Here is a 23,396-nt window from a genome sequence, read left to right as displayed (position 1 = left end):
GTGAATGCGTTCAGACTGCGGCCCGGGCGCCGAGGGACGCCAGGACGGCTCCGGCGGTGCGCCAGCCACCGGCCATCGCGCCCTGGATGGAGGGGCTGTCGCGGTGGTCGCCGGCGACGAACAGGCCGTCGCCGAGGGCGACCGGTTTGCGCAGCCGGGCCTGCGGGACCGGGGCCGCGGGCAGCGCGTTCGGGATGCTGATCACGTTGAGCAGGTCCCAGTCGTCGGTCGGCTCGCCGTACATCCGGGCCAGCTCGACGCGGATCACCGCTTCGGAGGCGCTGGACGGGGCGGACACGCCGACCACGGATGCGGCGATCAGGCTGCGGCCGCCGGGGGCGTACTCCGGGGCGGCGTTGCTGAGCACCACGGTGTTGGCGATGATCTCCCGCCGGTCGCCGTCGAGCAGCAGGATCGGCTCGTCGATCGGCGCGTGGTCGGCGCCGAAGTAGAACGTGGTCAGGCCGTGCATGTCGGGTTTCGGCAGCTGCGGGAGCAGGCCGACGGCGCTCACCGGGTCGGTGGCGACGATCACCGCGCGGCAGCGGATCTCGCCGCCCTCGGTGACCACGATGCCGGGGCCGATGCTCAGGGTGCGGGCGCCGATCAGCAGCTGCGGAAACGGCAGCGGCCCCGCCACCGCGGCGGGCAGCGCGGCCATCCCGGCGGCCGGCACCCCGATCCGGCCGCGGGCGAACGAGCGCAGCACCATCGCGGTGACGTGGCTGGAGGTTTCCAGCGACCGGTCGGCGAAGACGCCGGAGAAGAACGGTCGCAGCGCCTCCTCGATGATCCGGTGCGACAGGCCCGCCTTGCGGAGCATCTCCTGGGTGGTGGTCTCCGGCGCGGCCAGCAGTTTCTCCGGAGCCGTGGTGGCGCACCGGGTGGCCAGCGCGGCGAATTTGAGGCGGTCGGTGAGCGAGCCGATCCCGGACATCAGGGTCTGCGGGGTGGCGAGCGGCTCGCGCAGCGGGTTCTCCAGCCGGTGCAGGCCACCGCCGCGGCGCACCAGCACGCCCGACGTGAAATACCGCATTTCCAGCGCGTCCACGTCGACCAGGGCGGGCAACCGGGGGTAGGCGGTGTTCAGCACCTGGAAGCCGCGATCCATCCGCCAGCCGTCGAGCACCTCGGTCGCCACGCGTCCGCCGAGCCGGTCGGAACCCTCGACGAGCAGCCACTCCACACCGGCGCGGTCCAGTCGGCGGGCGGCGGACAGGCCGGCGAGCCCGCCGCCGACGATGACGACGTCCACGGCAACCGGCTGCGACATAACCACCTCACTGAGAGCGAACAGCGCGAGCCTCAGCGTAACCGCGCACTTCGGGCCAAGGAGCCGAAAGAGCCATGGGCCGGGAAAACCCCAAGATCAAGACCGGTTCCCGGTACGACTGCCCGGTCCCGCCCGCGGTTACGCGCCCCGCTCGCACCCGATGCTGCCACGCCCGCCCCAGCTCCGCTCGCCACCGCCCACGGCGCCACGGGAGCGACGGCATGACGGCGCACAGGCGCGACGGCATGACGGCGCATGGACGCAACGGCGCGACGGCATGACGGCGCACAGGCGCGACGCCGACCGCCCCGAACCCGCCCGCCCGGCGATCGACGGCCCGCTCCTCGGGGAAGCGCGCGCCGTCACACCACGCCGGCCCCAGGAACCGGCCCCCACGACCCGGCGACGTGACATCGCTCACGCATCGCGTACCAGGAGAGACCGCGTACAAGGAAAGAAGGTGGCGGACCCGCGCCGAAAAACGACGAAGGCCCGCGTGAGCGGGCCTCGAAGTTGAGCTCCCCCGATTGGACTCGAACCAATAACCTGCCGGTTAACAGCCGGCTGCTCTGCCAATTGAGCTACAGGGGATCGTGCTGGTCTTGCTGTGCTGATCCTGCGGTGCTGCTTCGTTGTGTCGCCCGGTTTCCCTGGCGACGGAGAAGAGATTACACGACCACCCGGGCTCCGCGCGAAGGGGTATCCCCGTGGCGGGTGTGGCGTCGCGGGATCGGGGTGTCCCGGTACGGCAACAGGCGGGAAACCGGGATGGAGGGAGTACCGGCGCGGCAGGATGGGTATGCAGCCCCGCAGACGCACGTGTGTCACGAAACGGAAGGAGCCGCCATCATGCGCGGAAAGCTCATGTTCCTCGGCGGTCTCGCGGCGGGCTTCGTCCTGGGCAGCCGGGCCGGTCGCGAGAAGTACGAGGAGATCCGGGCGAACGCCCAGAAGCTCTGGGAGCACCCGACGGTCCAGGAGGCCGCCGGCGTGGCCCAGGCCCAGGCGAACAAGCTCTACACCGAGGGCAAGGACAAGCTGCAGTCGTCCAAGCTCGGTGAGAAGCTCGGCACGACCTCCAGCAGCACCAGCGGCACCACCGGCACCGACCGCACCGACGAGCTGCTGGCCCCGACGGACACCCTCTCCGGCACCAAGGGCCCCGGCGGCACCCTCTAGAGCGGACCGGTGACCAAGCCGGCGGGCGTTCCGCCGGCTTCACCGGCAGCACACGGTGAAGGCCGCCCCGGGTGGGGCGGCCTTCACCGTCGCGCCTGTGGGGGGTCAGGGCGCGGTGCAGGGTTCGGGTTCGGGCACCAGGCCGAGGGCGGTCAGCTCGCCGAGCACGTACGCCGGGTCGACCCCGGCCGGCCCTTCGGCGTCCACCTCGATGTACTCGGTGCGGGCGGTGTCCGCGGCGAGCAGGTGCCGCAGCACCGGCTGCCACGCGAGCGCCGGGTCGGTGATCCGTGCCGTGATCACCGAGAGGCCGGCGTCGGTCAACCGGTCGACGCCGTCTTGCGGGGCGGGCCAGTCGCGCACCACGCGCCCCAGGTCCAGGCAGATGCCGAGCCGGTCCTTGTCCACCCGGGCCAGCGCGGCGACGGTCTGCTCGGGGCTGTCCAGGACGTACCCGGGCTCGGGCCGGAATCCGGCGCGGACCGCGCGGCCGACCCGCCAGGCCAGGTCGGCGAGGCCGGCGGAGAGCCGGGCCAGATGCCGGGCCCCGGCGCGCTCGTGGGCCTCGTCCCAGTCCTCTCGGCGGCCCAGGCCGCAGGTGCTGACCGCGCCCCGGACCTCCTCGTCCGGCAGCAGGTCGACCAGGATGCGGGCCAGGTCGAGGGTGTGCTGCAGGCGGACCGGCTCGCTCCAGTCGGGCAGCGGGGGCGGGCCGCCGTCCTCGGCGTCGGGCCCGCCGCTCACCGTGACGACCTCGAGGCCGCGGGCGTCGAGGTCGGCACGAAGCCGGGTACGGGCACGCCCGTCGGCGGCGAGGGCGGCGGCGAGGGGGTGCGGCAGGCGGAGTGTGACCCGCAGCCGTCCCCGGTGCGCCCCGTGCGCGGCCAGGGCGGCTCGCAGCCCGGCGGCTGCGGCATCGACGGCCGCGAGGGTCTCGGCCGGGGTCCGCGCGTCGGTTAGGCTGACGCCGCAGGTGAGATGCACGGCGCGGCCGGAGGGATGTCGCAGCCGCATCAATTTCCTCCCGGGACGAGAGCACCCGTGCAGATGCACGTGCATTCGCGCGTGCCACCGGCTCCAGTATGGACCATTCCCGGCGCGAGCCGGGATCCGCCAGTGCCCAGCCGCCGGGACCCCATGAGCGCCTCCAACCTGGAATGTCGTGCCCTCGGATACGAGCGTGCGGCGGGGGCCGGATCACCGGCGTACCGGCCGTGCGACACCGTGACCGGCGGATTCATGATCAAAAGACGCCACATCGATAGGCGGATGACGATGCGTGTGAGCGGGTGACCAGCGAGTAGCAAGCCGGGGCGGATCGCGGGAGAGCGTTTTCGGACCCGTACCTGTGTGCATCATCTGAACAAATGGACATGCAACGGTCGCCTGCCCGTGCGGAGGACCCGTGCCGCCGCACGGGGCGGGCGCACACCCCGGCACGCTCGCGGGCCGGGCGGCTTCGCAGGCGGCGCCGGCAACGGCGGCGAAGGGTTAGTCGGCCGCCCCGCCGGGAACACCGTCCGCAGGTCGTATCCGCACGTCGCGACGGGGAAGAGCGGCGGCGGCGACCAGCCGCTTCGCCGAAGGGAACCCGCATGAGACTGCGTGACCGCCCGGAAGGGCACCATCACTCCGCCGACCAGCCGGGCGGCGCACCCGGCACCTCACCGGCGCCCACCGGCGACGCCGCGGACGCCCGCCGGCGCGGCGGCGAGGACTTCGATCTGGCCGCGGCCAGCACGACCGAGGTCGGCCGGACCCCGAGCGCCGACGAGCTCGACGCGCCGGGCCCGGACGCCGGCCCGGACCATCCGGCCCAACTGCGGGCCAAGGGCCTGTTCGCCGCGCTGAAACGGACGTTCAAGCAGTTCTCCGAGGACAACGTCTCGGACTGGGCGGCCGCGCTGACCTACTACGGCGTCCTGTCCATCTTCCCGGGCGCCTTGGTGATCGTCTCGGTGCTCGGCATGCTCGGCGACGCCGGCCAGCGCACGGTCACCGACGCGGTCGGCCAGATCGCCCCCAGCGGCGCGCTGCGGGACATGGTGAACACGGTGCTCGACCAGGTGCAGGGCACCGGCAGCGCCGGACTGGCCGCGATCTTCGGTCTGCTCGTCGCGTTCTGGTCGGCGTCCGGCTACATCGCCGCCTTCATGCGCGCCTCGAACGCCATCTACGACGTGCCGGAGGGCCGGCCGATCTGGAAGACCCTGCCGATCCGGATCGGCGTCACCGCGGTGGTCGGGCTGATGCTGATCGCCTCGGCGGCCATCGTGGTGTTCACCGGCGACCTGGCCCGGGTGGTCGGCGAGCACCTCGGACTGGGCCAGGCGGCGGTGACCACCTGGAACATCGCCAAGTGGCCGGTGCTGGTGGCGCTGGTCAGCCTGATGTTCGCGATCCTCTACTGGGCCTCGCCGAACGCCCGGACCGGCGGCTTCCGCTGGATCAGCTGGGGTGGCGTCTTCGCGGTGCTGGTCTGGATGGCCGCGTCCGCCGGGTTCGCGATCTACCTGGCGAACTTCGCGAACTACAACAAGACGTACGGCACGCTCGGCGGCGTCATCGCGTTCCTGGTCTGGCTGTGGATCTCCAATATGGCCATCATGCTCGGCGCGGAGCTGGACGCCGAGCTGGAACGCGGTCGCGCCATCGCGGCCGGCCACCCGGCCGACGAGGAGCCGTTCCTGGAACTGCGCGACACCCGCAAGCTCAAGAAGGGCTCCGAGCACGGCTTGAGCCAGGGTTGACCGGCCACGGCGCCGTCCGGTGGGCGCGACCCGTCCGGACGGCGCCGGCCGGGCGCGTTCACCTGCAGAGCAGCCGGCCCATCCGCTGACCGGAAACGGACAGCCCCACCATGAGCATCGCCAGCAGGAACAGCACGTCCACCACCTGGATCCAGCCCAGCGAACCCAGGCTGATCCCGCGGACCAGGTCCACCGACCGGTACAGCGGGGACGCCTCGACCAGCCAGCGCAGTGCCGCCGGGTACGCCGTCGCGGGCACGAACGTGCCGGAGAACAGGAACAGCGCGAACTGCCCGGCGCCGATCAGGTCGAAGTCCTGCCAGCTGCGGATCAGCGTGGCCACCGTCATGCCGAGCGCCCCGAACGCGAAGCCGACCAGCACCGTGGCCGGGAACGCGACCAGCGCCCGCAGCGGCGTGGTCAGGTCCATCGCCACCATCACCGCCAGGAACGCCACCGAGTAGATGCTGCCCCGGGCCATCGCCCAGATCAGCTCCCCGATCGCGATCTCGAACGGCTGGATCGGCGTGGCCAGCATCCCGTCGTACAGCCGCATGAACTTCATCTTCCCGAAGAAGTTGAAGGTGGTCTCGGCCAGCGCGCCGCTCATCGCCGAGGCGGCCAGCATCGCCGGGGCGACGAACTCGGTGTAACTGACCAGCCGGCCGCCGGGCAGCTCGATGTCGCCGATCAGGGCGCCCACACCCACCCCGATCGAGAACAGGTAGAGCACCGGCTCCAGCAGGCCACCGATCATCACCAGCCAGTACGCCGACTTCAGCGCGGTGACGTTGCGCTCGGTGACCCGCACGGACCGGCCGGCGCTGCCCTCGAAGGACACGAGCTTCGGCATCAGGATCAGCACGACGTCGCTCCCATCCTCAGATCACCAGCCGCCGCTCGAACCGCCGGTGCGCCAGGAACCAGCCGGCCACACACCAGGCGAGCAGGTAGAGCACGTGCCACAGCCCGGCCACGCCGGGGTCGACCCCCAGCGTGGCGGCGCGGGTCAGGTCCACGCCGTGCCAGAGCGGCAACGCGTACGCCACCCAGCGCAGCACGGCCGGCAGCGACTCGATCGGGAAGAACACCCCGGAGAACAGCGACATCGGCAGCACCGCGAACCGGAACAGCACGGCCAGGTAGCTGTCGCTGCGCACGCTCGCGGTGTACGCCACCACCGGCGCCGCCACGGCCGTGCCGACCAGCACGGACACCGCCGGCACCAGCAGCGCCCAACCCGAGCGCAGCGTGCCGAACATGGCGGCCACCAGCAGGAACGCCGTGACCGTCAGCAGCACCCGGAACAGCATGAAGGCCAGATGACCGCCGAGGATGTCGGCCACCCGCAGCGGCGCGGCCGCCTGCGCGAAATACACCCTCATCCACTCGAAGCAGCTCATCACCGGCCAGGTGGCCTCGCCGAGCGCGGTCTGCGCGGCGGTGGAGGCGATCAGGCCCGGCACGATCCAGTCCAGGTATGCCGTGCCGTCCACCCCGGTCCGCACATAGCCGCCCACGCCGAGCCCGAAGCCGAGCATCGTCAGCAGCGGCAGCACCAGCGTGGACAGGGCACTGGAACGCCACGTGCGGCGGTAGTTGACGAGGTGGTACTCCAGTACGTACGCCGAGGAGATCATCGGTTCAGTCGACCAACGTGCGGCCGGTCAGGTGCAGGAACACGTCCTCCAGCCCGGAGCGGCGGACCAGCGCGCTGGCCGGGCCCAGCGCGCGCCGGTGCACCTCCGCCAGGGCGTCGTCGCCGTCGGCGACGTAGAGCAGCACCCGGTCGGGCAGCACCTCGACCCGGGCGGCGATCCCGGCGAGCTTTCCCGTGTACGACCCCTGGTCCTCGGTGGCGAACCGCAACTCGACCACCTCCCGGGTGGAGTGCCGCTCGATCAGCTCACGCGGCGAGCCCTGCGCGACGATCCGGCCGCCGTCCATCACCACCAGCCGGTCGCAGAGCTGCTCCGCCTCGTCCATGTAGTGCGTGGTCAGCACCAGCGTCACACCCTGCTGCTTGAGCCGGAACAGCCGCTCCCAGACCAGGTGGCGCGCCTGCGGGTCGAGACCGGTGGTCGGCTCGTCGAGCAGCACGATGTCGGGCTCGTTGACCAGCGCCCGGGCGATCGTGAGCCGGCGTTTCATGCCGCCGGACAGCGGCTCCACCTTGCTGCCGGCCCGCTCGGCGAGCTGCACGAACTCCAGCAGCTCGGCCGCGCGGCGACGGGCGGTCGCGCGCGGGATGCCGAAGAAGCGCGCATAGGTCGTCAGGTTCTCCCGGACGGTCAGCTCCGCGTCGAGGTTGTCCAGCTGGGGGCACACGCCGAGCCGGGCCCGGATCCGCGGGCCGTCGTGCCGCGGATCCATGTCCAGGATGCGCAGCACCCCGTCGGTGGGCGGCGAGACGCAGCCGATCATCCGCATGGTGGAGCTCTTGCCGGCGCCGTTCGGCCCGAGGAAGCCGAACGCCTCACCGGCCTGCACATCGACGTCGATGCCGTCCACCGCGGTGAAGTCGCCGAACCGCTTGATCAGACCGCGGGCGTGGATGAGTGCCGTCACATCCAGAGACCCTACGGAGGGGGTGCGACAGAATTTCGCGCCGCGCCGACCAGCTCGCCGGTCACGGCGGCCACCTCCGACCGGTCCACCGGCGTGCCCGAGTCGTAGCGGACCGCCCAGCTCAGGCCGTCCTGCCCGCTGACCCGGCGGCCGACCACCCGCACCCCGCCCCGTTCCAACGCGTGATGTGTGGTGTACGCCACCGAGCGGGTCACCCGCGACCGCACCTGATCCGGCACCTCCCCCGGCGCCAGCAGCAGAAACGTCGCCTCCGGGCCGTCCACCAGCACGGTGTAGCCGTCGCGCTCCTCGGCCACCTCGGCCGGGGTGATCCGCAGTTCGCGTCCGGACCAGGCCGCCTTGTGGATCTCGTGCCAGCCCAGCCGCTGCTCGGCGCCCGGCAGCCAGACGCCCCGGTTCGTCGCCACCACGACGCCCTCCGGCTCGCAGGGGCACCAGGCCACCACCCGCTCCTCCGCCTCCAGCGGGGGCCGGGACTCGGCCGGCAACGCGGGTCGCCGTCGGAAGAGCTTCACATGCCACCTGCCGCCTGTTCACGCAGGGCCCGGGCCTGCTGTTCCAGCGAGAAGAGCTCCCCGGCGAGCGCCAGATACTGGTCCTTGTGGGTGACCGGGTTCAGCCGCTGGACCTTGGACTTGAGATCACGGATCCGGGTGGTCAGCGCGCCGGCCTGCAATCGGGCCAGGGTGACCTGCACGTAGCGGGGGTCGGCCACGCCGTCCACCCGCAGCGGCTCCACCGCCAGCTCGCTGACCAGCCCCTGTCCGGCCAGATCGGCGCAGGCGTCACGCACCTTCTCGATCCAGACCACGCCGCCGGCCGCCGACGCCGCCCCACCGGCATGCGCCACCGCCTCGCGCAGCGCGGCCAGTACCGGGTCGGCGTAGTTCTCCGGCCCGAGCGCGTCGAACATCGGTCCGGCCAGCACCGGCTCCTGCAGGGCCAGCTTCAGCGCCTCGCGCTCGACCAGCCGCTGCGGCGAGTCGGCCACCGCCTGCGGGCGCGGGGCGCGCGGCTCGGCCGCCTCGCCACGCAGCGCGTTGTTCACCGCCCGCTGCACCGGCTCCAGGTCCATGCCGAGATCACCGGCGAGCTTGCGGGCGTACTCGGGTCGTTTCTCCCGGTCCTTGATCTTCGCGACCAGCGGCGCGGCGCGCCGCATCGCCTCCACCCGGCCCTCGACGGTGTCCAGGTCGAACCGGGAGATGGTGTGCCGCAGCGCGAAGTCGACCAGCGGCTCGCGGCCGGCGATCATGTCGCGGACCGCCAGATCGCCGCGGGCCAGGCGCAGCTCGCACGGGTCCATGTTGTCCGGGCTGACCGCGATGAAGGTACGCCCGACGAACCGCTGGTCCTCCTCGAACGCCCGCAGCGCCGCCTTCTGCCCGGCGGCGTCCCCGTCGAAGGTGTAGATGATCTCGCCGGTGAAGCTGTCGCTGTCCATCAGCAGCCGGCGCAGCACCCCGATGTGGTCCACCCCGAACGCGGTGCCGCAGGTGGCCACGGCGGTCAGCTCGCCCGCCTCGTGACAGGCCATCACGTCGGTGTACCCCTCGACGATCACCGCTCGGCCGCGCTTGGCGATCTCCCGCTTGGCGTGGTCGATGCCGTAGAGCACGTGCGACTTCTTGTAGAGCGGCGTCTCCGGGGTGTTCAGGTATTTCGGGCCGTCGTCGTCGTCGAACAGCTTCCGCGCGCCGAACCCGATCACGTCACCGCTGAGGTCCCGGATCGGCCAGAGCAGCCGGCGGCGGAACCGGTCGATCAGCGAGCCGGACCGGGCCGTCTTGGCCAGGCCGGCGGTGATCAGCTCGTCGGCGGTGAAGCCCCGCAGCCGCAGGTGCTTGCTGAGCGCGTCCCAGGAGTCCGGGGCGAAGCCGCACCCGTACTTCTCCGCCGTGTCCCGGCCGAAGCCGCGCTCGGCGAGGAACTCCCGGGCCTTGCGGGCGCCGGGCGAGCCGAGCTGGTCGCGGTAGAACTCGACGGCCGAGGCGTGCGCGGCGATCAGCCGTTGCCGCTGCCCGACCTGCGGGCGCGGGCCGGACGGCGCGGAGCCGTCGGTGTCGTATCGCAGCTGGATGCCGGCCTTGCCGGCCAGCCGCTCCACCGACTCGACGAACGACAGGTGCTCCGCGTCCATCAGGAACTTGATGGCGTCCCCGCCCTGGCCGCAGCCGAAGCAGAAATACACGTTCCGGGCCGGGGAGACGTTGAACGACGGGGTCTTCTCGTCGTGGAAGGGGCACAGCCCCTTCAGGTTGCCGCCCCCGGCCGAACGCAGCGTCACGGTCTCGCTGATCACGTCGGCGATCGAGGTGCGGTCGCGGACCAGTGCGATGTCCTCGTCCTTGACCCTGCCCGCCACGGCATACATCCTGCCTCGCCCGGGCCGGCGATCGCCAGCAGGGTCGCCGGCGAATCAGATCACCGTTGCGCGACCAGGGCGCGGTGCCAGGCCACCGCGGCGTGATCGGTCAGCGACGCCACCTGGTCCACGATCACCCGCAGGGCGTCGGCGTCGGTGCGGGCGGCCGCGTGGCACGGCCGGAACAGCGGGTCCAGCCGCTCGGGCGTACGGCCGAGCGCCTCGACCAGCTCGATCAGCACGGTGCGCTGCCGCTGGTAGCGCTGCTCGGCGGCGCGGGTGCGCATCACGTATCGGAAGGCCATGCCCTTGAGCAGTGCGCACTGGTCCCGGGCGGTGGCCGGGACGACCAGGTCGGCCTGGTAGCGGCGCATCGGCTCGGTGCCGTACCGGCTGTGCGTGGCGCCGACCGCGGAGGAGACGAACCGGCCGGTCAGCACGCTGGTCATCCGTTTGAGGGCGATCTGCGCCGGATAGGAGCCGTCGTAGTCGCCGGCCGCGGCCACCGCCGGGTCGGCGAGCAGCCGGTCCAGGGCCTCGCCGAGCCGGTCCGGGGTCTCGTCGGAGTAGGTGGCGGCGACGTCGGCGCACAGCTCGGCGCGCTCGACCGGGTCGCGCAGCAGCAGGCCGAGGTCGAGGTAGCCGCCGTGCACGCCGTCCTCGACGTCGTGCACCGAGTACGCCACGTCGTCCGCCCAGTCCATCACCTGCGCCTCCAGGCAGCGGCGGTCGTCGGCGCGGCCGGCCCGCAGCCAGCTGAAGACCGGCTCGTCGTCGGCGTAGACGCCGAACTTGCGGGCGCCGGGGCGGCGGAACCACGGGTACTTGGCGCAGGCGTCCAGCGAGGCGCGGGTCAGGTTCAGGCCGGCGCCGGGCACCTTGGCCTCCAGCCGGGTCAGCACCCGCAGCGTCTGCGCGTTGCCCTCGAACCCGCCGCACGCTCCGGCGACCTGGTCGAGGGCGGCCTCCCCGTTGTGGCCGAACGGCGGGTGGCCGATGTCGTGGGCCAGCCCGGCGACGTCCACCACGTCCGGGTCGCAGCCGAGCCGGGCCCCCATCTCCCGGGAGATCTGGGCGACCTCCAGGGAGTGGGTCAGCCTGGTACGCAGGAAGTCGTCGGACCCGGCGGTGTGCACCTGGGTCTTGGCCGCCAGCCGGCGGAAGCCGGCCGAGTGCAGCACCCGGGCCCGATCGCGCTGGTACGGGGTCCGGCCGTAACCGCTGTCCTTGGCCGGCTCGGATACCCACCGCTGCGCGTCGGACGCCGTCATGGGATCACCCTAAGCCGGGTGTCCCGGCCGGTGGCCGGTCAGACGCGGGACGCCAGCACACAGAACTCGTTGCCCTCCGGGTCGGCCAGCACGACCCACGGCACCTCGCCCTGATCGATGTCGACCGGCCGGGCGCCCATGTTGACCAGGCGTTCCACCTCGGCCTCCTGGTCGTCCGGGCGCAGGTCCAGGTGCAGCCGGTTCTTGCCCCGGCGCGCGTCGGTGACGTGGGTGAACAGCAGCCCGGGCAGCTCGTCCGGATGGCGCCGGATCTCCACGTCGTCCGTGCCCTCGGCGATGACCACGTAGCCGAGCGCCTCGGCCCACCAGCCGGCCAGCCGGGCGGGATCCGCCGCGTCCACCACGACCTGCTCCCAGCGACTGGGCATATGACCTCCCGACGATCGACGCGTGGCGATCAGGTTACGCGCCCCGACGGGTGATCCCGGCGAGCCGGACGCACCGGCGGTGCGACGGCGGCCCTCGACGGCTGCCGGAGGATTACGTTCCGTGAGTCCTGATGCACCGGCGACCGCGACGATGCGGCGTCTGCTGAGCGAGCTGGGCGAGTCCGGGCGTACCGGCGCACTGCACGTGGGTGGCACTCCGGGTGGGGTTTTCTACCTGGTGGCGGGACGGATCGCATACGCCGAGTCACCGGCCGCGCCGAGCCTGGCGCAACGGTTGATCGGCTCCGGTCGGCTGACCGCGCAGACCTGGCGGGCGGCATATGCGGAGGGTCACCACGGCTGCCGGGTGGGCCGGGTGCTGCTGCGCGACGGGTGGCTCGGGCAGCACGAGCTGGCCCAGCGGGTGGCGGCGGCGATCGCCGGGGCCGCGCGGGTGCTGCTGCGGCAGACGGACGCGCCGGCCCGGTTCGTGCCCGGGGAGCGGCACTGGCTGGGTGAGGTGGGATCGGCCCGGGCCGGCGTTCGGCCGCGCCGGGCCCGGGCACGGATGCCGGCCACTGGACCATGACGCACAAAACGTGCGACTCGCCGCCGCACCACGACCGGAGGATGGCGCACGGCGGCGCGGCACGGTGCGCGACCGGGCCGCCGCGGCAACCCGACGGGCCGAGCGAAGAGGCCCGGTAGTAGCAGCGCTGAGGAGAGATGTGCCCGGCGTCGACCACTGTCTGCAGGAGGCCATGACGATCCCTGGCGCGGTCGGAGCCAGCATCGTCGACTACACCACCGGCTTCCCGGTCGCCACGACCGGAGCCGCACCGAACGCGGACCACGAGGCCGCGGCGGCCGGGACCGCCGATGTGGTCCAGGCCGCGAACAGCCGGTCGCTGTTCGTCTCGGCCGTCCCGCACGACCTGCTCGAAGACCTGATCATCACGACGGCCGGGGGCTACCACCTCCTACGGGTCGTCCGGACCGAGTTCGACAGCCGCCTGGTGCTCTACGTCTGGCTGGATCGGGTGCGCGGCAACCTCGCCGTGGCCCGCCGCAAGATGCAGCGCCTGACCGACGAGCTCGTCGCAACCTGACCAACGCACCCCGCAGACAGGAGTAACGGTGGCCGCCACGAGGACCGCCGCGCCGGGTGATCTGCTCACGCGGATCGCCGCGGAACGGCAGACCGGAGCGCTGGTGATGGGCGGCCATCCCGGCGGCGCGGTCTACGTCTTCGAGGGGCGGGTCGTCTACGCCGAGTCGCCGGCCGCTCCGGGGGTCGGCGAACTGCTCACCTCGTCCGGCCGGTTGGCCGGGCGCACCTGGCAGAACGCGCTGGACCTGGGCACCTCCACCGCCCGGGTGGGCCGTCTGCTGGTCGAGCAGGGGCACCTGACCCGGGGGGAGCTGGAGCTGTGCGTGCTCGGCGCGACCTACGACGCGGCGTACTTCGCGCTCACCACCGGGCCCGCGCCGGTCGAGTTCCTGCCGGCCGCCACGCACTGGCTGGGGCCGGTGGTGCAGATCGACACCTCCGCGGTGCTGCGCGAGGTGCGGCGGCGGGTACGGCTGCTCGACGACATCCTGCCGAACCCGCGGATCGACACCGCGCCGGTGATCCCGGTGCCCCGGCCGCCGCGCGAGCGGGTGACCATCACCGCGCCGCAGTGGGAGCTGCTCGTCCACGCGGACGGCCAGCGCACCCCGGCGGACCTCGCCCTGCTGCTCGGCCGGGCCGGGTACGCGACCATCCAGGAGCTGCGGCGGCTGGCGGCGCTGGGTCTGCTCGAACTGCCCGAGGCACGCGTGCCGGACCTGCGCCCGCCGCCGAACGCCCCACCCCCGCCACCGGAGACACCGCCGCTGCCGGCCGCGCCGCCACCGCCGGTCCCGCCGCCACCGCCGGTCCCACCGCCACCGCCGGTCCCACCTCCACCGCCGGTCCCACCTCCACCGGACCCACCTCCACCGGCCCCGCCGCCACCACCAGCCCCGCCGCCACCGGACGCCGCGCCGCCGCCGGCCGCGCCACCGCCCGGTGGAAGCAGCACCGGCCCGAACCGGCTGCCCCGGCTGGCCCGCCGCAAGCCCGGCGCCAAGCTGCCGAAGGAGATCGCGGCCGCCGAGCATCACCCGGTGCACCAGGGCACCGACGAAGTTCTGCTCAAACGCATACGTACCGCATTGCGGGCACTGCGGTGACGCGCGCACCCCCGACACGAAGGAGCGTTTCGAGGATGACGGTGGACCCGGCGGTACTCGACGAGCTCGGCCGCCTGCGCAGCAGGGTGCCGGAACTGTCCGGCAGCGTGCTCGCCACCGCCGACGGGCTGGTCGTCGCGCACGACTCGCACGGGATCGAACCGGACACCCTGGCCGCCCTCGCCGCCGCGCACCTGGCGCTGGCCCGCCGGTTCGCGCACGCGGTCGACCACGGGGAGCTGCGGGAGTCCGTCGTCGAGTGCGACGGCGGCTACATCACCTCGTACACCGCGGGCCCGAACGCGCTGCTGACCGTGGTCACCTCGGGGGACGCGAACCTGGCCCGGGTGCACCTGGAGGCGCGGCGGTGCGTACGCCGGATCGTCAAGCTCCTGGCCCTGGAGCCCGCGTGGCAGCAGCCCCCGCGACCGGAGATCCCGCATCAGACCGGACCGTCGTCGATCCCGCTGGCCCGGCGGACCCCGATGGCCACCCTGTCGGGCATCCCGCGCCGCCGCACGGCGGCCGGCTGATCGGCAGGCGCAACCGCGGCATCCGCCGCACTCATCGGCGCCGCCCATTCCGGCGGACCGCCATCCCACCACAACGGAGGAACCCCCATGGCCGACATGGACACCGCACTCAAAGAGATCATGGAGATCGACGGCTGCATCGGCGTCGCCCTGGTGGACCACACCAGCGGCATGGCGCTGGGCACGCTCGGCGGCGGCAAGGACCTCGATCTCACGGTCGCCGCCGCCGGCAACACCGATGTGGTCCGGGCGAAGCTGCGGGCGATGGAGATGCTCAACCTCTCCGAGAAGATCGAGGACATCCTGATCACGCTGGACACGCAGTACCACATGATCCGGCCGCTGACCAGCCGGCAGGGCAAGGGGCTGTTCCTGTACGTGGCCCTGCGCCGGGACCGGGCGAACCTGGCCATGGCACGCCACCAGCTCCGCCGCGTCGAGAACGACCTGGACGTGTGATCCCGCCGCTCGATCCGTGACCGCCACCGGTGGCGGGGAGGGTTCGCACCGCCCTCCCCGCCCACGAGCCGACCGGGCCACGGTGTGCCGGCCGGTCACCCCTTGAAGTCCGAGCGCGGCTTGTGCATGCTGGCTTTGCAGCGCTGCAAGCGGCTGCCGCTCCGCGACCCGTCCGGCCGCTCGACGGGCGCGGCGGCCGGGGCCCCGGCCGGGAACCGGGACCCCGGCCTCTGGGGCGCTAGCATGTGCGACATGCCGGCCCGGGAGATCGTCGAACGCGTCCGGGTCGGGGACCTCGACCACGAGACCGCCCTCGACCTGCTGACCGGCACACCGGCGGCGGAGACCGACACGGCCCTGCAGGCCGCGCTGGCCCACGAATTCGACCGGTTGTTCCGCAACGGGTGGCAGCCCGTCGAGCTGCACCGGGCCATCGCCCGCCGGGGCGACCCGGTCCAGGGCCGGCTGGTCGCCGAGGCGGCCACCGCGTTCCTGACCGGCAAGGAGCCCGTCGACGCCGGCTGGCGGGCCCAGGCCGAGAGCCTGGCCGGCGGCTCACCCCGGCGGCCGGACCGGATCGCCGTCCTGGACTCGTCGCTCGCGCTGCTCACCGAGCTGCGCCGCCTGCCGGCCATCGAGATCCTCGTCCCGCCGCCCGGCACCCCGGCCACCACCGTGCACCACCACGCCGACCAGCGGGTCCTCGACCGGGTGCGGGCGCTGCTGGCCAAGGCGGAGGCCACCGACTTCCCGGCCGAGGCGGAGACGTACAGCGCGAAGGCACAGGAGCTGATCACCCGGTACCGGATCGAGGAGGTCACCGCGCCGGCCGTGGACGTCACCCCGTTCGCCCGCCGGATCGGGGTGGACCATCCGTACGAGAACGAGAAGGCCAGCCTGCTCGACGCGGTCTCCCGGGCCAACGGCTGCCGTACGGTCTGGTCCCCGGAGCTCGGCTTCAGCACGGTCTTCGGGTTCGACGCCGACATCGACGCGGTGGAGCTGCTCTACACGTCCCTGCTGGTGCAGGCTAACCGGGCGATGACCCGGGACGAGCCGGCCAAGGGCAAGGCCCGGGTGAAGGCGTTCCGCCGGTCGTTCCTGGTGGCCTACGCGGTGCGGATCGGCGAGCGGCTGCGCCGGGCCGCCGAGCGGGAGTACGCCGGGCACGGCGACCTGCTGCCGGTGCTGCGCAACCGGGACGTGCAGGTCCGGGCCGCGATGGACCGGGTCTTCCCGCGTACGGTACGGGCCCGCGGCAGCCGCGTGGACAGCCTGGAGGGCTGGGAGTCCGGCCGGGCCGCCGCGGACGAGGCACAGCTGCGCTGACCGGCGCTACCCCGGCAGCTCCACCCCGGTGAGGTCGGCGCAGACGGCGAGGAACCGCTCCTGCAACTGCTCGTCGTACGCCTGCGGGTTGGCGGTCAGCGACGTCCGGCGCTTGAAGTAGTGCCCGGTGACCGTGGCCGCGGGCTCGTCCGAGGTGGCCAGCCAGACCTGGGTCTCCGCACCCTCGGGCAGGTCGTCGGTGGCGTCCGGGCCGCCCAGCCGGGTGCGGATCCAGCCCGGGTCCACGGCGTTGCTCAGGGTGCCGGGCCAGTGCCGGGCCACCGCGAAGGCGAGCAGCACGTCGTACAGCTTCGAGTCGCTGTAGGCCTGCATGCCGTCCCACGGCCGGGCCTGCCACTGCAGGTCGTCGAGGCGCGCCCGGCCGGCCGCCTCCAGCCCCGAGGTCAGATAGACCAGCCGGGCCGGCGCCGGCATCAGCGCGGTCAGCAGGTACGGGGCGAGCGTGTTCACCTGAAAGATCCGCTCCAGGCCGTCCTCGGTGGGCTGCGGGGCCCGCTGCCCACCCCCGACCCCGGCGTTGTGGATCACCACGTCGAACGGCCCGGCCGCGGCCGCCCGGCCGGCCAGCTCACAGGTCTGCGCGAGGGACGCCAGGTCACCGATGAGCACGGCCGCGGCGGCCGGCACGGCCGTGTGCGCGTCCTCGGCCCGCCGCTCGTCGCGGGCGTGCAGCACCACCCGGTGCCCGTCCGCGGCCAGCACCGCCGCGGTGTGCCGTCCGATGCCGTCGCTGGACCCGGTGATCAGAATCGTCGCCATGACGGACACCTTAACCGGTTCACTCCGCGCCCGGCCGGACCCGCTAGCCGCCGGACTCGTCGGTCTCGGCGCCCTCGGGGACGGTGTCGTCGTCCCGGGAGTCGAGCCAGCCGTGCGGCAGGGCGACCTTGCCCGGGGCGTTGACCCGGCCGCGCGGCTGGCCCAGCGACTCGACCGGGAACGGCACGGCCGGGTCGAGCCGGGCCAGCAGGTCGTCCAGCTCGGCGAGCGAGGAGATCATCGCCAGGCTGCGGCGCAGGTCGCCACCGACCGGGAAGCCCTTCAGGTACCACGCCACGTGCTTGCGGAAGTCGGCGCAGCCGTGCCTCTCGTCCTCCAGCGCCTCCACCAGCAGCTGCGCGTGCCGCGACATGATCTTCGCGACCTCGCCGAGGGCCGGGAGCACCGGGCGGTAGCCGGCGCCCTGCGTGAACGCGGCCTCCAGGTCGGCGAACAGCCACGGGCGCCCCAGGCAGCCACGGCCGACGACCACGCCGTCGACCCCGGTGTGCGCGACCATCCGCAGCGCGTCGGAGCCCTCCCAGATGTCGCCGTTGCCCAGCACCGGCACGTCGAGCGCCTGCTTGAGGGTGGCGATCGCGTCCCAGTCGGCCTGGCCGGAGTAGCGCTGCTCGGCGGTGCGCGCGTGCAGCGCCACCGCGGCCACGCCGGCGTCCTGCGCGGTCAGGCCGGCTTCGACGTACGTCAGATGGTCGTCGTCGATGCCCTTGCGCATCTTGATGGTCAGCGGGATGCCGTACGCGGCGGCCGCCTCGGCGGCCTGCCGCACGATCCGGCCGAACAGCTTGCGCCGCCAGGGCAGCGCGGACCCGCCGCCGCGGCGGGTGACCTTCGGCACCGGGCAGCCGAAGTTGAGATCGATGTGGTCGGCCAGGTCGTTCTCGCCGACCATCCGCACCGCGGCCGCGGTCACGTCCGGGTCCACGCCGTAGAGCTGCAGGCTGCGGAACTTCTCGTCCTCGGCGAAGGCGATCATCTTGAGCGTCTTGGGGATCCGCTCGACGAGTGCGCGGGTCGTGATCATCTCGCAGACGTAGACGCCGCCGCCCTGCTCCCGGCAGAGTCGCCGGAACGCCACGTTGGTGATCCCGGCCATCGGGGCGAGGACGACAGGCGGGTTGACGGCGTGGTTGCCGAGCATGAGCGGTGCGGTCACGCGCTCTAGGGTGACACGCTCGGCCCGGCAACCTCGAACCGCCCGCTCCCGCTACCGGCCGCCCTGGCGCCCGATCAGCGTGTCCAGCATGCCGATGATCTTCTGCATGCCGTCCGTGAGGCGATCCACCTTCGTCTCCAGGCGGTCCAGCCTGACGGTGTGCTCCTCCAGGATCGCGGTGTGCTCCTCCAGGATCGCGGTGTGCTGCGCAAGGGTCGCGGTGTGCTCCTCCAGGATCGCGGTGTGCTGCGCAAGGGTCGCGGTGTGCCGGGCGAGGGTCGCGGTGTGCTCGGACTGGGTTGCCGCGAGGCCCTTGAGAAGCCTCTCCTGGCCCTTGAGCTTCTCGCCGATGTCCGCCAGGTCGCGATCCTGGCCGGCGCGGAGCCCCTCCTGCTCGTCCATGCGCTCCTCCAGGCGGGTGACGCGGTCTTCCAGGGTGGGCATGCGGTGCCTCCGGGGGTGAAGGGTAGCCGGTCGACCGACCGGCGTCGCGCTTTTCACGCTGGAGAGGACTATAGCGCCGCGACTAGATGTCAGTCGTCACCTGAACGGGTGCACGGAGAGGTGGGAACACGACGAACGCCGGGTGCCGCACCCGGCACCCGGCGTTCGTCGAGCTTCGATCCTCAGCAGCCCGGCAGGCGCTTGATCAGGTAGTCCTCGATCTGGTCGAGCGACACCCGCTCCTGCTTCATGGTGTCGCGGTCGCGCACCGTCACCGCGTTGTCGGTGAGGGTGTCGAAGTCGACGGTGACGCAGAACGGCGTGCCGATCTCGTCCTGCCGGCGGTACCGGCGGCCGATCGCCTGCGAGTCGTCGAACTCGACGATCCAGCGCTTGCGCAGGTCGGCGGCGAGCCCCTTGGCCTTCGGCGACAGCTCCGGGTTGCGCGACAGCGGCAGCACGGCGACCTTGACCGGCGCGAGCCGCGGGTCGAACCGCATGACCGTGCGCTTGTCGACGCCGCCCTTGGTGTTCGGCGCCTCGTCCTCGTCGTACGCCTCCAGCAGGAAGGCCAGCACCGCGCGGGTGAGCCCGGCCGCCGGCTCGATCACGTACGGCGTCCAGCGCTCGCCCTTCTCCTGGTCGAAGTAGGACAGGTCGACGCCGGAGTGCTTGGAGTGCGTGGACAGGTCGAAGTCGGTGCGGTTGGCGATGCCCTCCAGCTCGGCGAACTCGGTGCCGCCGAACTGGAAGCGGTACTCGATGTCGACGGTCCGCTTGGAGTAGTGCGAGAGCTTCTCGCTGGGGTGCTCGTAGAAGCGCAGGTTGCTCTCCGACAGGCCGAGGTCGCGGTACCAGTTCCAGCGCTCCTGCAACCAGTACTCGTGCCACTGCTCGTCGCTGCCGGGCGCGACGAAGAACTCCATCTCCATCTGCTCGAACTCACGCGTACGGAAGATGAAGTTGCCCGGGGTGATCTCGTTGCGGAAGCTCTTGCCGACCTGCGCGATGCCGAACGGCGGCTTCTTGCGCGCCGCGGTCGCCACGTTGGCGTAGTTGACGAAGATGCCCTGGGCGGTCTCCGGGCGCAGGTAGTGCAGGCCCTCGGTGCTCTCGGTCGGGCCGAGGTAGGTCTTCATCAGGCCGTTGAACATCTTCGGCTCGGTGAAGGTGCCCTTGTTGCCGCAGTTGGGGCAGTTGAGCTCCTGCAGGGAGGCCGGCGGGTTGCCGTGCTTGGCCTCGTACGCCTCCTCCAGGTGGTCGGCCCGGAAGCGCTTGTGGCAGGACTGGCACTCGGTCAGCGGGTCGACGAACGCGTCGAGGTGACCGGAGGCGGCCCAGACGTCACGGGCCAGGATCACGGCCGAGTCCAGGCCGACGATGTCGTCCCGCTGCTGGACCATGGTCCGCCACCACTGCCGGCGGACGTTCTCCTTCAGCTCGACGCCCAGCGGACCGTAGTCCCAGGCCGAGCGGGTCCCTCCGTAGATCTCGCTGGAGGGAAAGACGAAGCCCCGGCGCTTGGCAAGGCTGACAACGGAATCGATGCGGTCGGCAGGCATGAGTCTCCTACGCCGGCTGGGTGTCGGCGGGGGTGGTCGGTGATGGGACGAATAGCGAGGTTACTCCCCGAGACTGCACACCTCGAACGCGCCCGTGCTGCTGTTCTGCCCGAGCTGCGCCTCGACGTGGTCGACGGCGCCGCCGGGATAGGTCAGGTCGACCGGGACCTCACCGGTCACGAGATCGACGTCGCCGACGTGGTAGCTGTCGAACCGCTCCTGCTGGGCCATCCGCCGGCGGTACTCGCCGAGCGTGGTGACGTCCTTGGTGTCCTGGCAGAGCTGCGCGTACGCCTTGTCGTAGTCGCCGTCCTGCACCGCGTCCAGATAGTCGCTGACCACGATGTGCGCCTGCTCGTTGGCGGCGCCGGTCATCGCGACGGCCAGACCGATCACCGCGGCCAGCCCGCCACCGCAGACCAGCACCAGGATGCCCGCGCCGACGCCGAGCCCGAGCCCGATCCGCCGGCCACGGCCCTCGACCGGGGGCGCCGGGAACGGCGGGTGCACGCCCGGACCGGGCGGCGGGGGCGGCGCGACCGGCGCCGGAGCCGGCGCCGGCGCGTACGATGTGGGCGGTTGACCGTAGGTCATGTCACCCAGCCTAGTGTTCAGCGCCACGGCTCGGCGGCCCGGTCACTGGCGGTGACCACGACCTGCTCCCCCGGCCCGGCGCCGGCCAGCGTCTCGAAGGCGGACGGCTCGTCCAGCGCCCGGGCGAGCAGCGGGGTGGCGTGCACCTTGACGTCGAACGCGCCCAGCGCGCGGCGGTACGCTCCGACCGACTCCCACTCGGTCACCAGGGCCCAGCTCGCGGTGTCCTCCAGGGCCCGGGTGAGCCGGCCGGACCGGTAACCGGGACAGCGGGCCAGGGCGGCGAGCGCGGCGTGCGCCTGCTCCAGGAAGCCGTCTTGCGTGTCCGGCGGGACCAGGAAACGGTTGAGCACCAGCATGTGACGAGGGTACGCACGCCGACGGGAGCCGCTGTGACGACGTCCGACCATTTCCTGCGCCGCCTGGCCCGGGTCAATCCGACCGTCGCGTTCGTCGCGGCGCTGGCCCTGCTGCTGGCCGGGCTGTTCCTGCCCGGGATCGTCGGCGCGCTGTTGCTGGGCGTGCTGGCGGCCGGGCTGGCCACGCTGACCTTCACCACCTGGCCGGTGCAGTCGCCGGTCACCCGGGTGGTCCGGGTGGTGCTGCTCACCCTGCTGGTCGTGGCCGCGCTCAGCAAGGTGCTGTGAACCTATGCGCTTTTGACAATCATTCTCATTATCGACGACAGTTGGTGCCATGATGCGCCGCCTGCTCGCCCCGCTGCTCGTCGCGGCCACGTCGGTCGCGGCGGCCGGCTGCGGCGCGCCGGCGGACACCGGCGGCCGGCTCCCGGTCGTGGCCGCGTTCTACCCCCTGCAGTTCGTCAGCGAGCGTGTCGGCGGCGACCTGGTCCGGGTCACCAACCTCACCAAGCCCGGCGCCGAGCCGCACGACGTGGAGCTGAGCCCGCGCCAGGTGGCCCGGATCGTCGACGCCAGGGTCGCCGTCTACCTGCACGGCTTCCAGCCCGCGGTGGACGAGGCCGTCGCGCAGAACGCGCCGGAGCAGGGGTACGACGTGTCCACCGCGGTCGGCCTCCGGCACGCCGGGGAGACCGAGGAGGAGCACGAAGAGCACGAGGGGCACGAACACGGGGCCACCGACCCGCACGTCTGGCTGGACCCGACCCGGCTGGCCACGATCGGCGACGACCTCGCCCGGCGGCTGGCCGGTCTCGACCCGGCACACGCCACCGACTACACCGCCCGCGCCGCCGCCCTGCGCCGGCAGCTCACCGACCTGGACGGCGAGTTCCGTGCGGGCCTGGCCACCTGCGCCCGGCGCGAGCTGGTCACCAGCCACACCGCGTTCGGCTACCTGGCGGAGCGCTACCACCTGACCCAGATCGGGATCACCGGCATCGACCCGGAGGCCGAGCCGTCGCCGCGCCGCCTCGCCGAGGTCGCCGCGCAGGCCCGGGCGCACGGCACCACCACGATCTTCTTCGAGACGCTGGTCAGCCCGAAGGTCGCCGAGACGATCGCCCGGGAGGCCGGCGCCAGCACGGCGGTGCTCGACCCGCTGGAGGGCCTCACCGACCCGGACGCGGACTACTTCTCGGTGATGCGCGCCAACCTGGCCGCGCTCACCACGGCGCTGGGATGCTCGTCATGACCGGCCGCGCCGAACTCCCCCCACCCGCACCGGCCCGGCGTCCCCGCCGGCGCCGGCCGGGACGGCTTGACAAGGAAGGCGCCTCATGAGCGTTGTCGAGGTGCGCCACGTGGCGGCCGGCTATGACGGCCGGGACATCCTGCGCGACGTCACCCTCAGCGTCGCCTCCGGCGACGTGGTCGCGGTGCTGGGGGCGAACGGCTCCGGCAAGTCCACCCTGATCCGGACGATCCTCGGCCTGGTCCCGGTGCGCCGCGGCGAGATCGAGCTGTTCGGCACGCCGCAGCGGCGGTTCCGGCAGTGGGCCCGCCTCGGGTACGTGCCGCAGCGCATCGGCGCCGGCAGCGGCGTCCCGGCCACGGTCGGCGAGGTGGTGGCGTCCGGCCGGCTGGCCCGCCGCGGCCTGTTCCGGCCGCCCGGGGCCGCCGACCGCGCCGCGGTGCACCAGGCGCTCGACTCGGTAGGGCTGCTGGAGCGCATCAACGATCCGGTCGGCACCCTCTCCGGCGGCCAGCAGCAGCGCACCCTGATCGCCCGGGCGCTGGCCGGCAAGCCGGACCTGCTGGTGCTGGACGAGCCGACCGCCGGGGTGGACGCGGCCAGCCAGGAGGCGTTCGCCGGGGCGCTGACCCGGTTCGCCGCCGGTGGCGGGACGATCCTGCTGGTGCTGCACGAGCTGGGGCCGCTGCGGCCGCTGATCGGGCGCGCGGTGGTGGTGCACGAGGGGCGGATCGCGCACGCGGGGGCCCCGCCGGAGCCGGCCGGTCACCACGCCGAGCCGGGACACGACCACGTGCACCCGCACGCCGACGAGGAGAAGGCCGGCATCTGCGAGTGGGCGCCGACCGAGGGGATGAACGCGTTCTAGTGG

At 72.7% G+C, this 23,396-nt stretch carries 26 protein-coding genes and 1 tRNA gene; 11 read left to right on the top strand and 16 right to left on the bottom strand.

Features of this window, described 5'->3' with window-relative positions:
• Positions 1 to 10: 10 nt before the first annotated feature.
• Positions 11 to 1,273, bottom strand: a complete 1,263-nt coding sequence (locus ACTEI_RS06610; protein WP_122976825.1) for an NAD(P)/FAD-dependent oxidoreductase — start codon at positions 1,271 to 1,273, stop codon at positions 11 to 13.
• A 518-nt stretch (positions 1,274 to 1,791) separates the two neighbouring features.
• Positions 1,792 to 1,864 (bottom strand) — tRNA-Asn (locus ACTEI_RS06605).
• Between the two features lie 258 nt (positions 1,865 to 2,122).
• On the opposite strand from ACTEI_RS06605, the gene ACTEI_RS06600 reads away from it, so the two are divergent.
• Complete coding sequence (locus ACTEI_RS06600; RefSeq protein WP_145830803.1) at positions 2,123 to 2,452, top strand: hypothetical protein; 330 nt, start codon at positions 2,123 to 2,125, stop codon at positions 2,450 to 2,452.
• Positions 2,453 to 2,557: 105 nt separating this feature from the next.
• Here ACTEI_RS06600 and ACTEI_RS06595 read toward each other — a convergent pair whose 3' ends face one another.
• Positions 2,558 to 3,466, bottom strand: a complete 909-nt coding sequence (locus ACTEI_RS06595) for an apurinic/apyrimidinic endonuclease family protein (RefSeq protein ID WP_122976823.1) — start codon at positions 3,464 to 3,466, stop codon at positions 2,558 to 2,560.
• 581 nt (positions 3,467 to 4,047) lie between these two features.
• Here ACTEI_RS06595 and ACTEI_RS06590 point away from each other — a divergent pair.
• Positions 4,048 to 5,202 carry a YihY/virulence factor BrkB family protein gene (locus ACTEI_RS06590; RefSeq protein WP_187645899.1) on the top strand — a complete coding sequence of 385 codons (1,155 nt, stop codon included), beginning with the start codon at positions 4,048 to 4,050 and terminating at the stop codon, positions 5,200 to 5,202.
• Between the two features lie 58 nt (positions 5,203 to 5,260).
• On the opposite strand, the gene ACTEI_RS06585 is transcribed toward ACTEI_RS06590, so the two are convergent.
• From ACTEI_RS06585 to ACTEI_RS06555, 7 genes are read right to left on the bottom strand one after another with little or no spacing between them, the layout of a single operon-like run.
• Complete coding sequence (locus tag ACTEI_RS06585) at positions 5,261 to 6,055, bottom strand: ABC transporter permease (RefSeq protein ID WP_122981958.1); 795 nt, start codon at positions 6,053 to 6,055, stop codon at positions 5,261 to 5,263.
• 28 nt (positions 6,056 to 6,083) lie between these two features.
• Positions 6,084 to 6,842: an ABC transporter permease gene (locus ACTEI_RS06580; protein WP_122976822.1), complete on the bottom strand. Its 759-nt coding sequence runs from the start codon at positions 6,840 to 6,842 to the stop codon at positions 6,084 to 6,086.
• A gap of 4 nt (positions 6,843 to 6,846) precedes the next feature.
• Positions 6,847 to 7,770 carry an ABC transporter ATP-binding protein gene (locus ACTEI_RS06575; protein WP_122976821.1) on the bottom strand — a complete coding sequence of 308 codons (924 nt, stop codon included), beginning with the start codon at positions 7,768 to 7,770 and terminating at the stop codon, positions 6,847 to 6,849.
• Between the two features lie 11 nt (positions 7,771 to 7,781).
• On the bottom strand, positions 7,782 to 8,306 hold the full coding sequence (locus ACTEI_RS06570; protein ID WP_122976820.1) for a hypothetical protein: 525 nt from the start codon (positions 8,304 to 8,306) through the stop codon (positions 7,782 to 7,784).
• Positions 8,303 to 10,165 carry a DNA primase gene (gene dnaG / locus ACTEI_RS06565; RefSeq protein ID WP_122976819.1) on the bottom strand — a complete coding sequence of 621 codons (1,863 nt, stop codon included), beginning with the start codon at positions 10,163 to 10,165 and terminating at the stop codon, positions 8,303 to 8,305. The genes ACTEI_RS06570 and dnaG overlap by 4 nt, the downstream gene beginning before the upstream one ends.
• 50 nt (positions 10,166 to 10,215) lie before the next feature.
• Positions 10,216 to 11,427, bottom strand: coding sequence for a deoxyguanosinetriphosphate triphosphohydrolase (locus ACTEI_RS06560; protein ID WP_122976818.1), 1,212 nt, complete (start codon positions 11,425 to 11,427; stop codon positions 10,216 to 10,218).
• Positions 11,428 to 11,465: 38 nt separating this feature from the next.
• Positions 11,466 to 11,816, bottom strand: coding sequence for a VOC family protein (locus tag ACTEI_RS06555; protein ID WP_122976817.1), 351 nt, complete (start codon positions 11,814 to 11,816; stop codon positions 11,466 to 11,468).
• Positions 11,817 to 11,937: 121 nt separating this feature from the next.
• Here ACTEI_RS06555 and ACTEI_RS06550 point away from each other — a divergent pair, with 121 nt between their 5' ends.
• From ACTEI_RS06550 to ACTEI_RS06525, 6 genes are all read left to right on the top strand, one after another.
• Entirely contained in the window at positions 11,938 to 12,405 is a 468-nt protein-coding gene (locus ACTEI_RS06550; RefSeq protein ID WP_145830802.1) for a DUF4388 domain-containing protein, read from the top strand.
• 172 nt (positions 12,406 to 12,577) lie between these two features.
• Complete coding sequence (locus ACTEI_RS06545) at positions 12,578 to 12,925, top strand: roadblock/LC7 domain-containing protein (RefSeq protein WP_239082650.1); 348 nt, start codon at positions 12,578 to 12,580, stop codon at positions 12,923 to 12,925.
• 28 nt (positions 12,926 to 12,953) lie between these two features.
• A complete protein-coding gene (locus tag ACTEI_RS38900; protein WP_187645900.1) occupies positions 12,954 to 14,033 on the top strand; it encodes a DUF4388 domain-containing protein in 1,080 nt (359 codons plus the stop codon).
• Positions 14,034 to 14,068: 35 nt separating this feature from the next.
• Positions 14,069 to 14,566, top strand: coding sequence for a roadblock/LC7 domain-containing protein (locus tag ACTEI_RS06535; RefSeq protein WP_122976814.1), 498 nt, complete (start codon positions 14,069 to 14,071; stop codon positions 14,564 to 14,566).
• Positions 14,567 to 14,653: 87 nt separating this feature from the next.
• On the top strand, positions 14,654 to 15,025 hold the full coding sequence (locus tag ACTEI_RS06530; RefSeq protein WP_122976813.1) for a hypothetical protein: 372 nt from the start codon (positions 14,654 to 14,656) through the stop codon (positions 15,023 to 15,025).
• 252 nt (positions 15,026 to 15,277) lie between these two features.
• A complete protein-coding gene (locus tag ACTEI_RS06525; RefSeq protein WP_122981957.1) occupies positions 15,278 to 16,354 on the top strand; it encodes a DUF2786 domain-containing protein in 1,077 nt (358 codons plus the stop codon).
• Between the two features lie 6 nt (positions 16,355 to 16,360).
• Here ACTEI_RS06525 and ACTEI_RS06520 read toward each other — a convergent pair whose 3' ends face one another.
• The 6 genes from ACTEI_RS06520 to ACTEI_RS06495 form a co-directional block, all read right to left on the bottom strand.
• Positions 16,361 to 17,134 (bottom strand): SDR family NAD(P)-dependent oxidoreductase, encoded by a 774-nt coding sequence (locus ACTEI_RS06520; RefSeq protein WP_122976812.1) that lies wholly within the window; start codon positions 17,132 to 17,134, stop codon positions 16,361 to 16,363.
• A 43-nt stretch (positions 17,135 to 17,177) separates the two neighbouring features.
• On the bottom strand, positions 17,178 to 18,296 hold the full coding sequence (gene dusB / locus ACTEI_RS06515) for a tRNA dihydrouridine synthase DusB (RefSeq protein WP_122981956.1): 1,119 nt from the start codon (positions 18,294 to 18,296) through the stop codon (positions 17,178 to 17,180).
• A 66-nt stretch (positions 18,297 to 18,362) separates the two neighbouring features.
• Complete coding sequence (locus tag ACTEI_RS06510; RefSeq protein ID WP_122976811.1) at positions 18,363 to 18,755, bottom strand: hypothetical protein; 393 nt, start codon at positions 18,753 to 18,755, stop codon at positions 18,363 to 18,365.
• Positions 18,756 to 18,937: 182 nt separating this feature from the next.
• Positions 18,938 to 20,317 carry a glycine--tRNA ligase gene (locus tag ACTEI_RS06505; protein WP_122976810.1) on the bottom strand — a complete coding sequence of 460 codons (1,380 nt, stop codon included), beginning with the start codon at positions 20,315 to 20,317 and terminating at the stop codon, positions 18,938 to 18,940.
• A 60-nt stretch (positions 20,318 to 20,377) separates the two neighbouring features.
• A complete protein-coding gene (locus tag ACTEI_RS06500; RefSeq protein ID WP_122976809.1) occupies positions 20,378 to 20,911 on the bottom strand; it encodes an Rv0361 family membrane protein in 534 nt (177 codons plus the stop codon).
• Between the two features lie 17 nt (positions 20,912 to 20,928).
• The gene (locus ACTEI_RS06495; protein WP_122976808.1) at positions 20,929 to 21,270 is read right to left on the bottom strand and encodes an antibiotic biosynthesis monooxygenase family protein; all 342 of its coding nucleotides are present in this window, start codon (positions 21,268 to 21,270) and stop codon (positions 20,929 to 20,931) included.
• On the opposite strand from ACTEI_RS06495, the gene ACTEI_RS06490 reads away from it, so the two are divergent.
• From ACTEI_RS06490 to ACTEI_RS06480, 3 genes are all read left to right on the top strand, one after another.
• Positions 21,205 to 21,558 carry a DUF6703 family protein gene (locus ACTEI_RS06490; protein ID WP_372443298.1) on the top strand — a complete coding sequence of 118 codons (354 nt, stop codon included), beginning with the start codon at positions 21,205 to 21,207 and terminating at the stop codon, positions 21,556 to 21,558. The two genes, ACTEI_RS06495 and ACTEI_RS06490, sit on opposite strands and share 66 nt — an antisense overlap.
• 49 nt (positions 21,559 to 21,607) lie before the next feature.
• The gene (locus ACTEI_RS06485) at positions 21,608 to 22,525 is read left to right on the top strand and encodes a metal ABC transporter substrate-binding protein (protein WP_122976806.1); all 918 of its coding nucleotides are present in this window, start codon (positions 21,608 to 21,610) and stop codon (positions 22,523 to 22,525) included.
• Between the two features lie 85 nt (positions 22,526 to 22,610).
• Positions 22,611 to 23,393, top strand: a complete 783-nt coding sequence (locus ACTEI_RS06480; protein WP_122976805.1) for a metal ABC transporter ATP-binding protein — start codon at positions 22,611 to 22,613, stop codon at positions 23,391 to 23,393.
• Positions 23,394 to 23,396 lie beyond the last annotated feature (3 nt).

The sequence above is a fragment of the Actinoplanes teichomyceticus ATCC 31121 genome (assembly GCF_003711105.1).
In the GTDB taxonomy this organism is placed as follows: domain Bacteria; phylum Actinomycetota; class Actinomycetes; order Mycobacteriales; family Micromonosporaceae; genus Actinoplanes; species Actinoplanes teichomyceticus.
The sequence above is the reverse complement of the archived record's forward strand: the minus strand, read 5'-3'. Positions and strand labels throughout refer to the sequence as shown.

Bases quoted from the DNA above. Each gene is read 5' to 3' on its own strand.
- ACTEI_RS06610 (WP_122976825.1), bottom strand. From the start codon at position 1,273: ATGTCGCAGCCGGTTGCCGTGGACGTCGTCATCGTCGGCGGCGGGCTC.
- ACTEI_RS06600 (WP_145830803.1), top strand. From the start codon at position 2,123: ATGCGCGGAAAGCTCATGTTCCTCGGCGGTCTCGCGGCGGGCTTCGTC.
- ACTEI_RS06595 (WP_122976823.1), bottom strand. From the start codon at position 3,466: ATGCGGCTGCGACATCCCTCCGGCCGCGCCGTGCATCTCACCTGCGGC.
- ACTEI_RS06590 (WP_187645899.1), top strand. From the start codon at position 4,048: ATGAGACTGCGTGACCGCCCGGAAGGGCACCATCACTCCGCCGACCAG.
- ACTEI_RS06585 (WP_122981958.1), bottom strand. From the start codon at position 6,055: ATGCCGAAGCTCGTGTCCTTCGAGGGCAGCGCCGGCCGGTCCGTGCGG.
- ACTEI_RS06580 (WP_122976822.1), bottom strand. From the start codon at position 6,842: ATGATCTCCTCGGCGTACGTACTGGAGTACCACCTCGTCAACTACCGC.
- dnaG (WP_122976819.1), bottom strand. From the start codon at position 10,165: ATGTATGCCGTGGCGGGCAGGGTCAAGGACGAGGACATCGCACTGGTC.
- ACTEI_RS06560 (WP_122976818.1), bottom strand. From the start codon at position 11,427: ATGACGGCGTCCGACGCGCAGCGGTGGGTATCCGAGCCGGCCAAGGAC.
- ACTEI_RS06555 (WP_122976817.1), bottom strand. From the start codon at position 11,816: ATGCCCAGTCGCTGGGAGCAGGTCGTGGTGGACGCGGCGGATCCCGCC.
- ACTEI_RS06545 (WP_239082650.1), top strand. From the start codon at position 12,578: ATGACGATCCCTGGCGCGGTCGGAGCCAGCATCGTCGACTACACCACC.
- ACTEI_RS06535 (WP_122976814.1), top strand. From the start codon at position 14,069: ATGACGGTGGACCCGGCGGTACTCGACGAGCTCGGCCGCCTGCGCAGC.
- ACTEI_RS06530 (WP_122976813.1), top strand. From the start codon at position 14,654: ATGGCCGACATGGACACCGCACTCAAAGAGATCATGGAGATCGACGGC.
- ACTEI_RS06525 (WP_122981957.1), top strand. From the start codon at position 15,278: ATGCCGGCCCGGGAGATCGTCGAACGCGTCCGGGTCGGGGACCTCGAC.
- ACTEI_RS06520 (WP_122976812.1), bottom strand. From the start codon at position 17,134: ATGGCGACGATTCTGATCACCGGGTCCAGCGACGGCATCGGACGGCAC.
- dusB (WP_122981956.1), bottom strand. From the start codon at position 18,296: ATGCTCGGCAACCACGCCGTCAACCCGCCTGTCGTCCTCGCCCCGATG.
- ACTEI_RS06510 (WP_122976811.1), bottom strand. From the start codon at position 18,755: ATGCCCACCCTGGAAGACCGCGTCACCCGCCTGGAGGAGCGCATGGAC.
- ACTEI_RS06505 (WP_122976810.1), bottom strand. From the start codon at position 20,317: ATGCCTGCCGACCGCATCGATTCCGTTGTCAGCCTTGCCAAGCGCCGG.
- ACTEI_RS06500 (WP_122976809.1), bottom strand. From the start codon at position 20,911: ATGACCTACGGTCAACCGCCCACATCGTACGCGCCGGCGCCGGCTCCG.
- ACTEI_RS06495 (WP_122976808.1), bottom strand. From the start codon at position 21,270: ATGCTGGTGCTCAACCGTTTCCTGGTCCCGCCGGACACGCAAGACGGC.
- ACTEI_RS06485 (WP_122976806.1), top strand. From the start codon at position 21,608: ATGATGCGCCGCCTGCTCGCCCCGCTGCTCGTCGCGGCCACGTCGGTC.
- ACTEI_RS06480 (WP_122976805.1), top strand. From the start codon at position 22,611: ATGAGCGTTGTCGAGGTGCGCCACGTGGCGGCCGGCTATGACGGCCGG.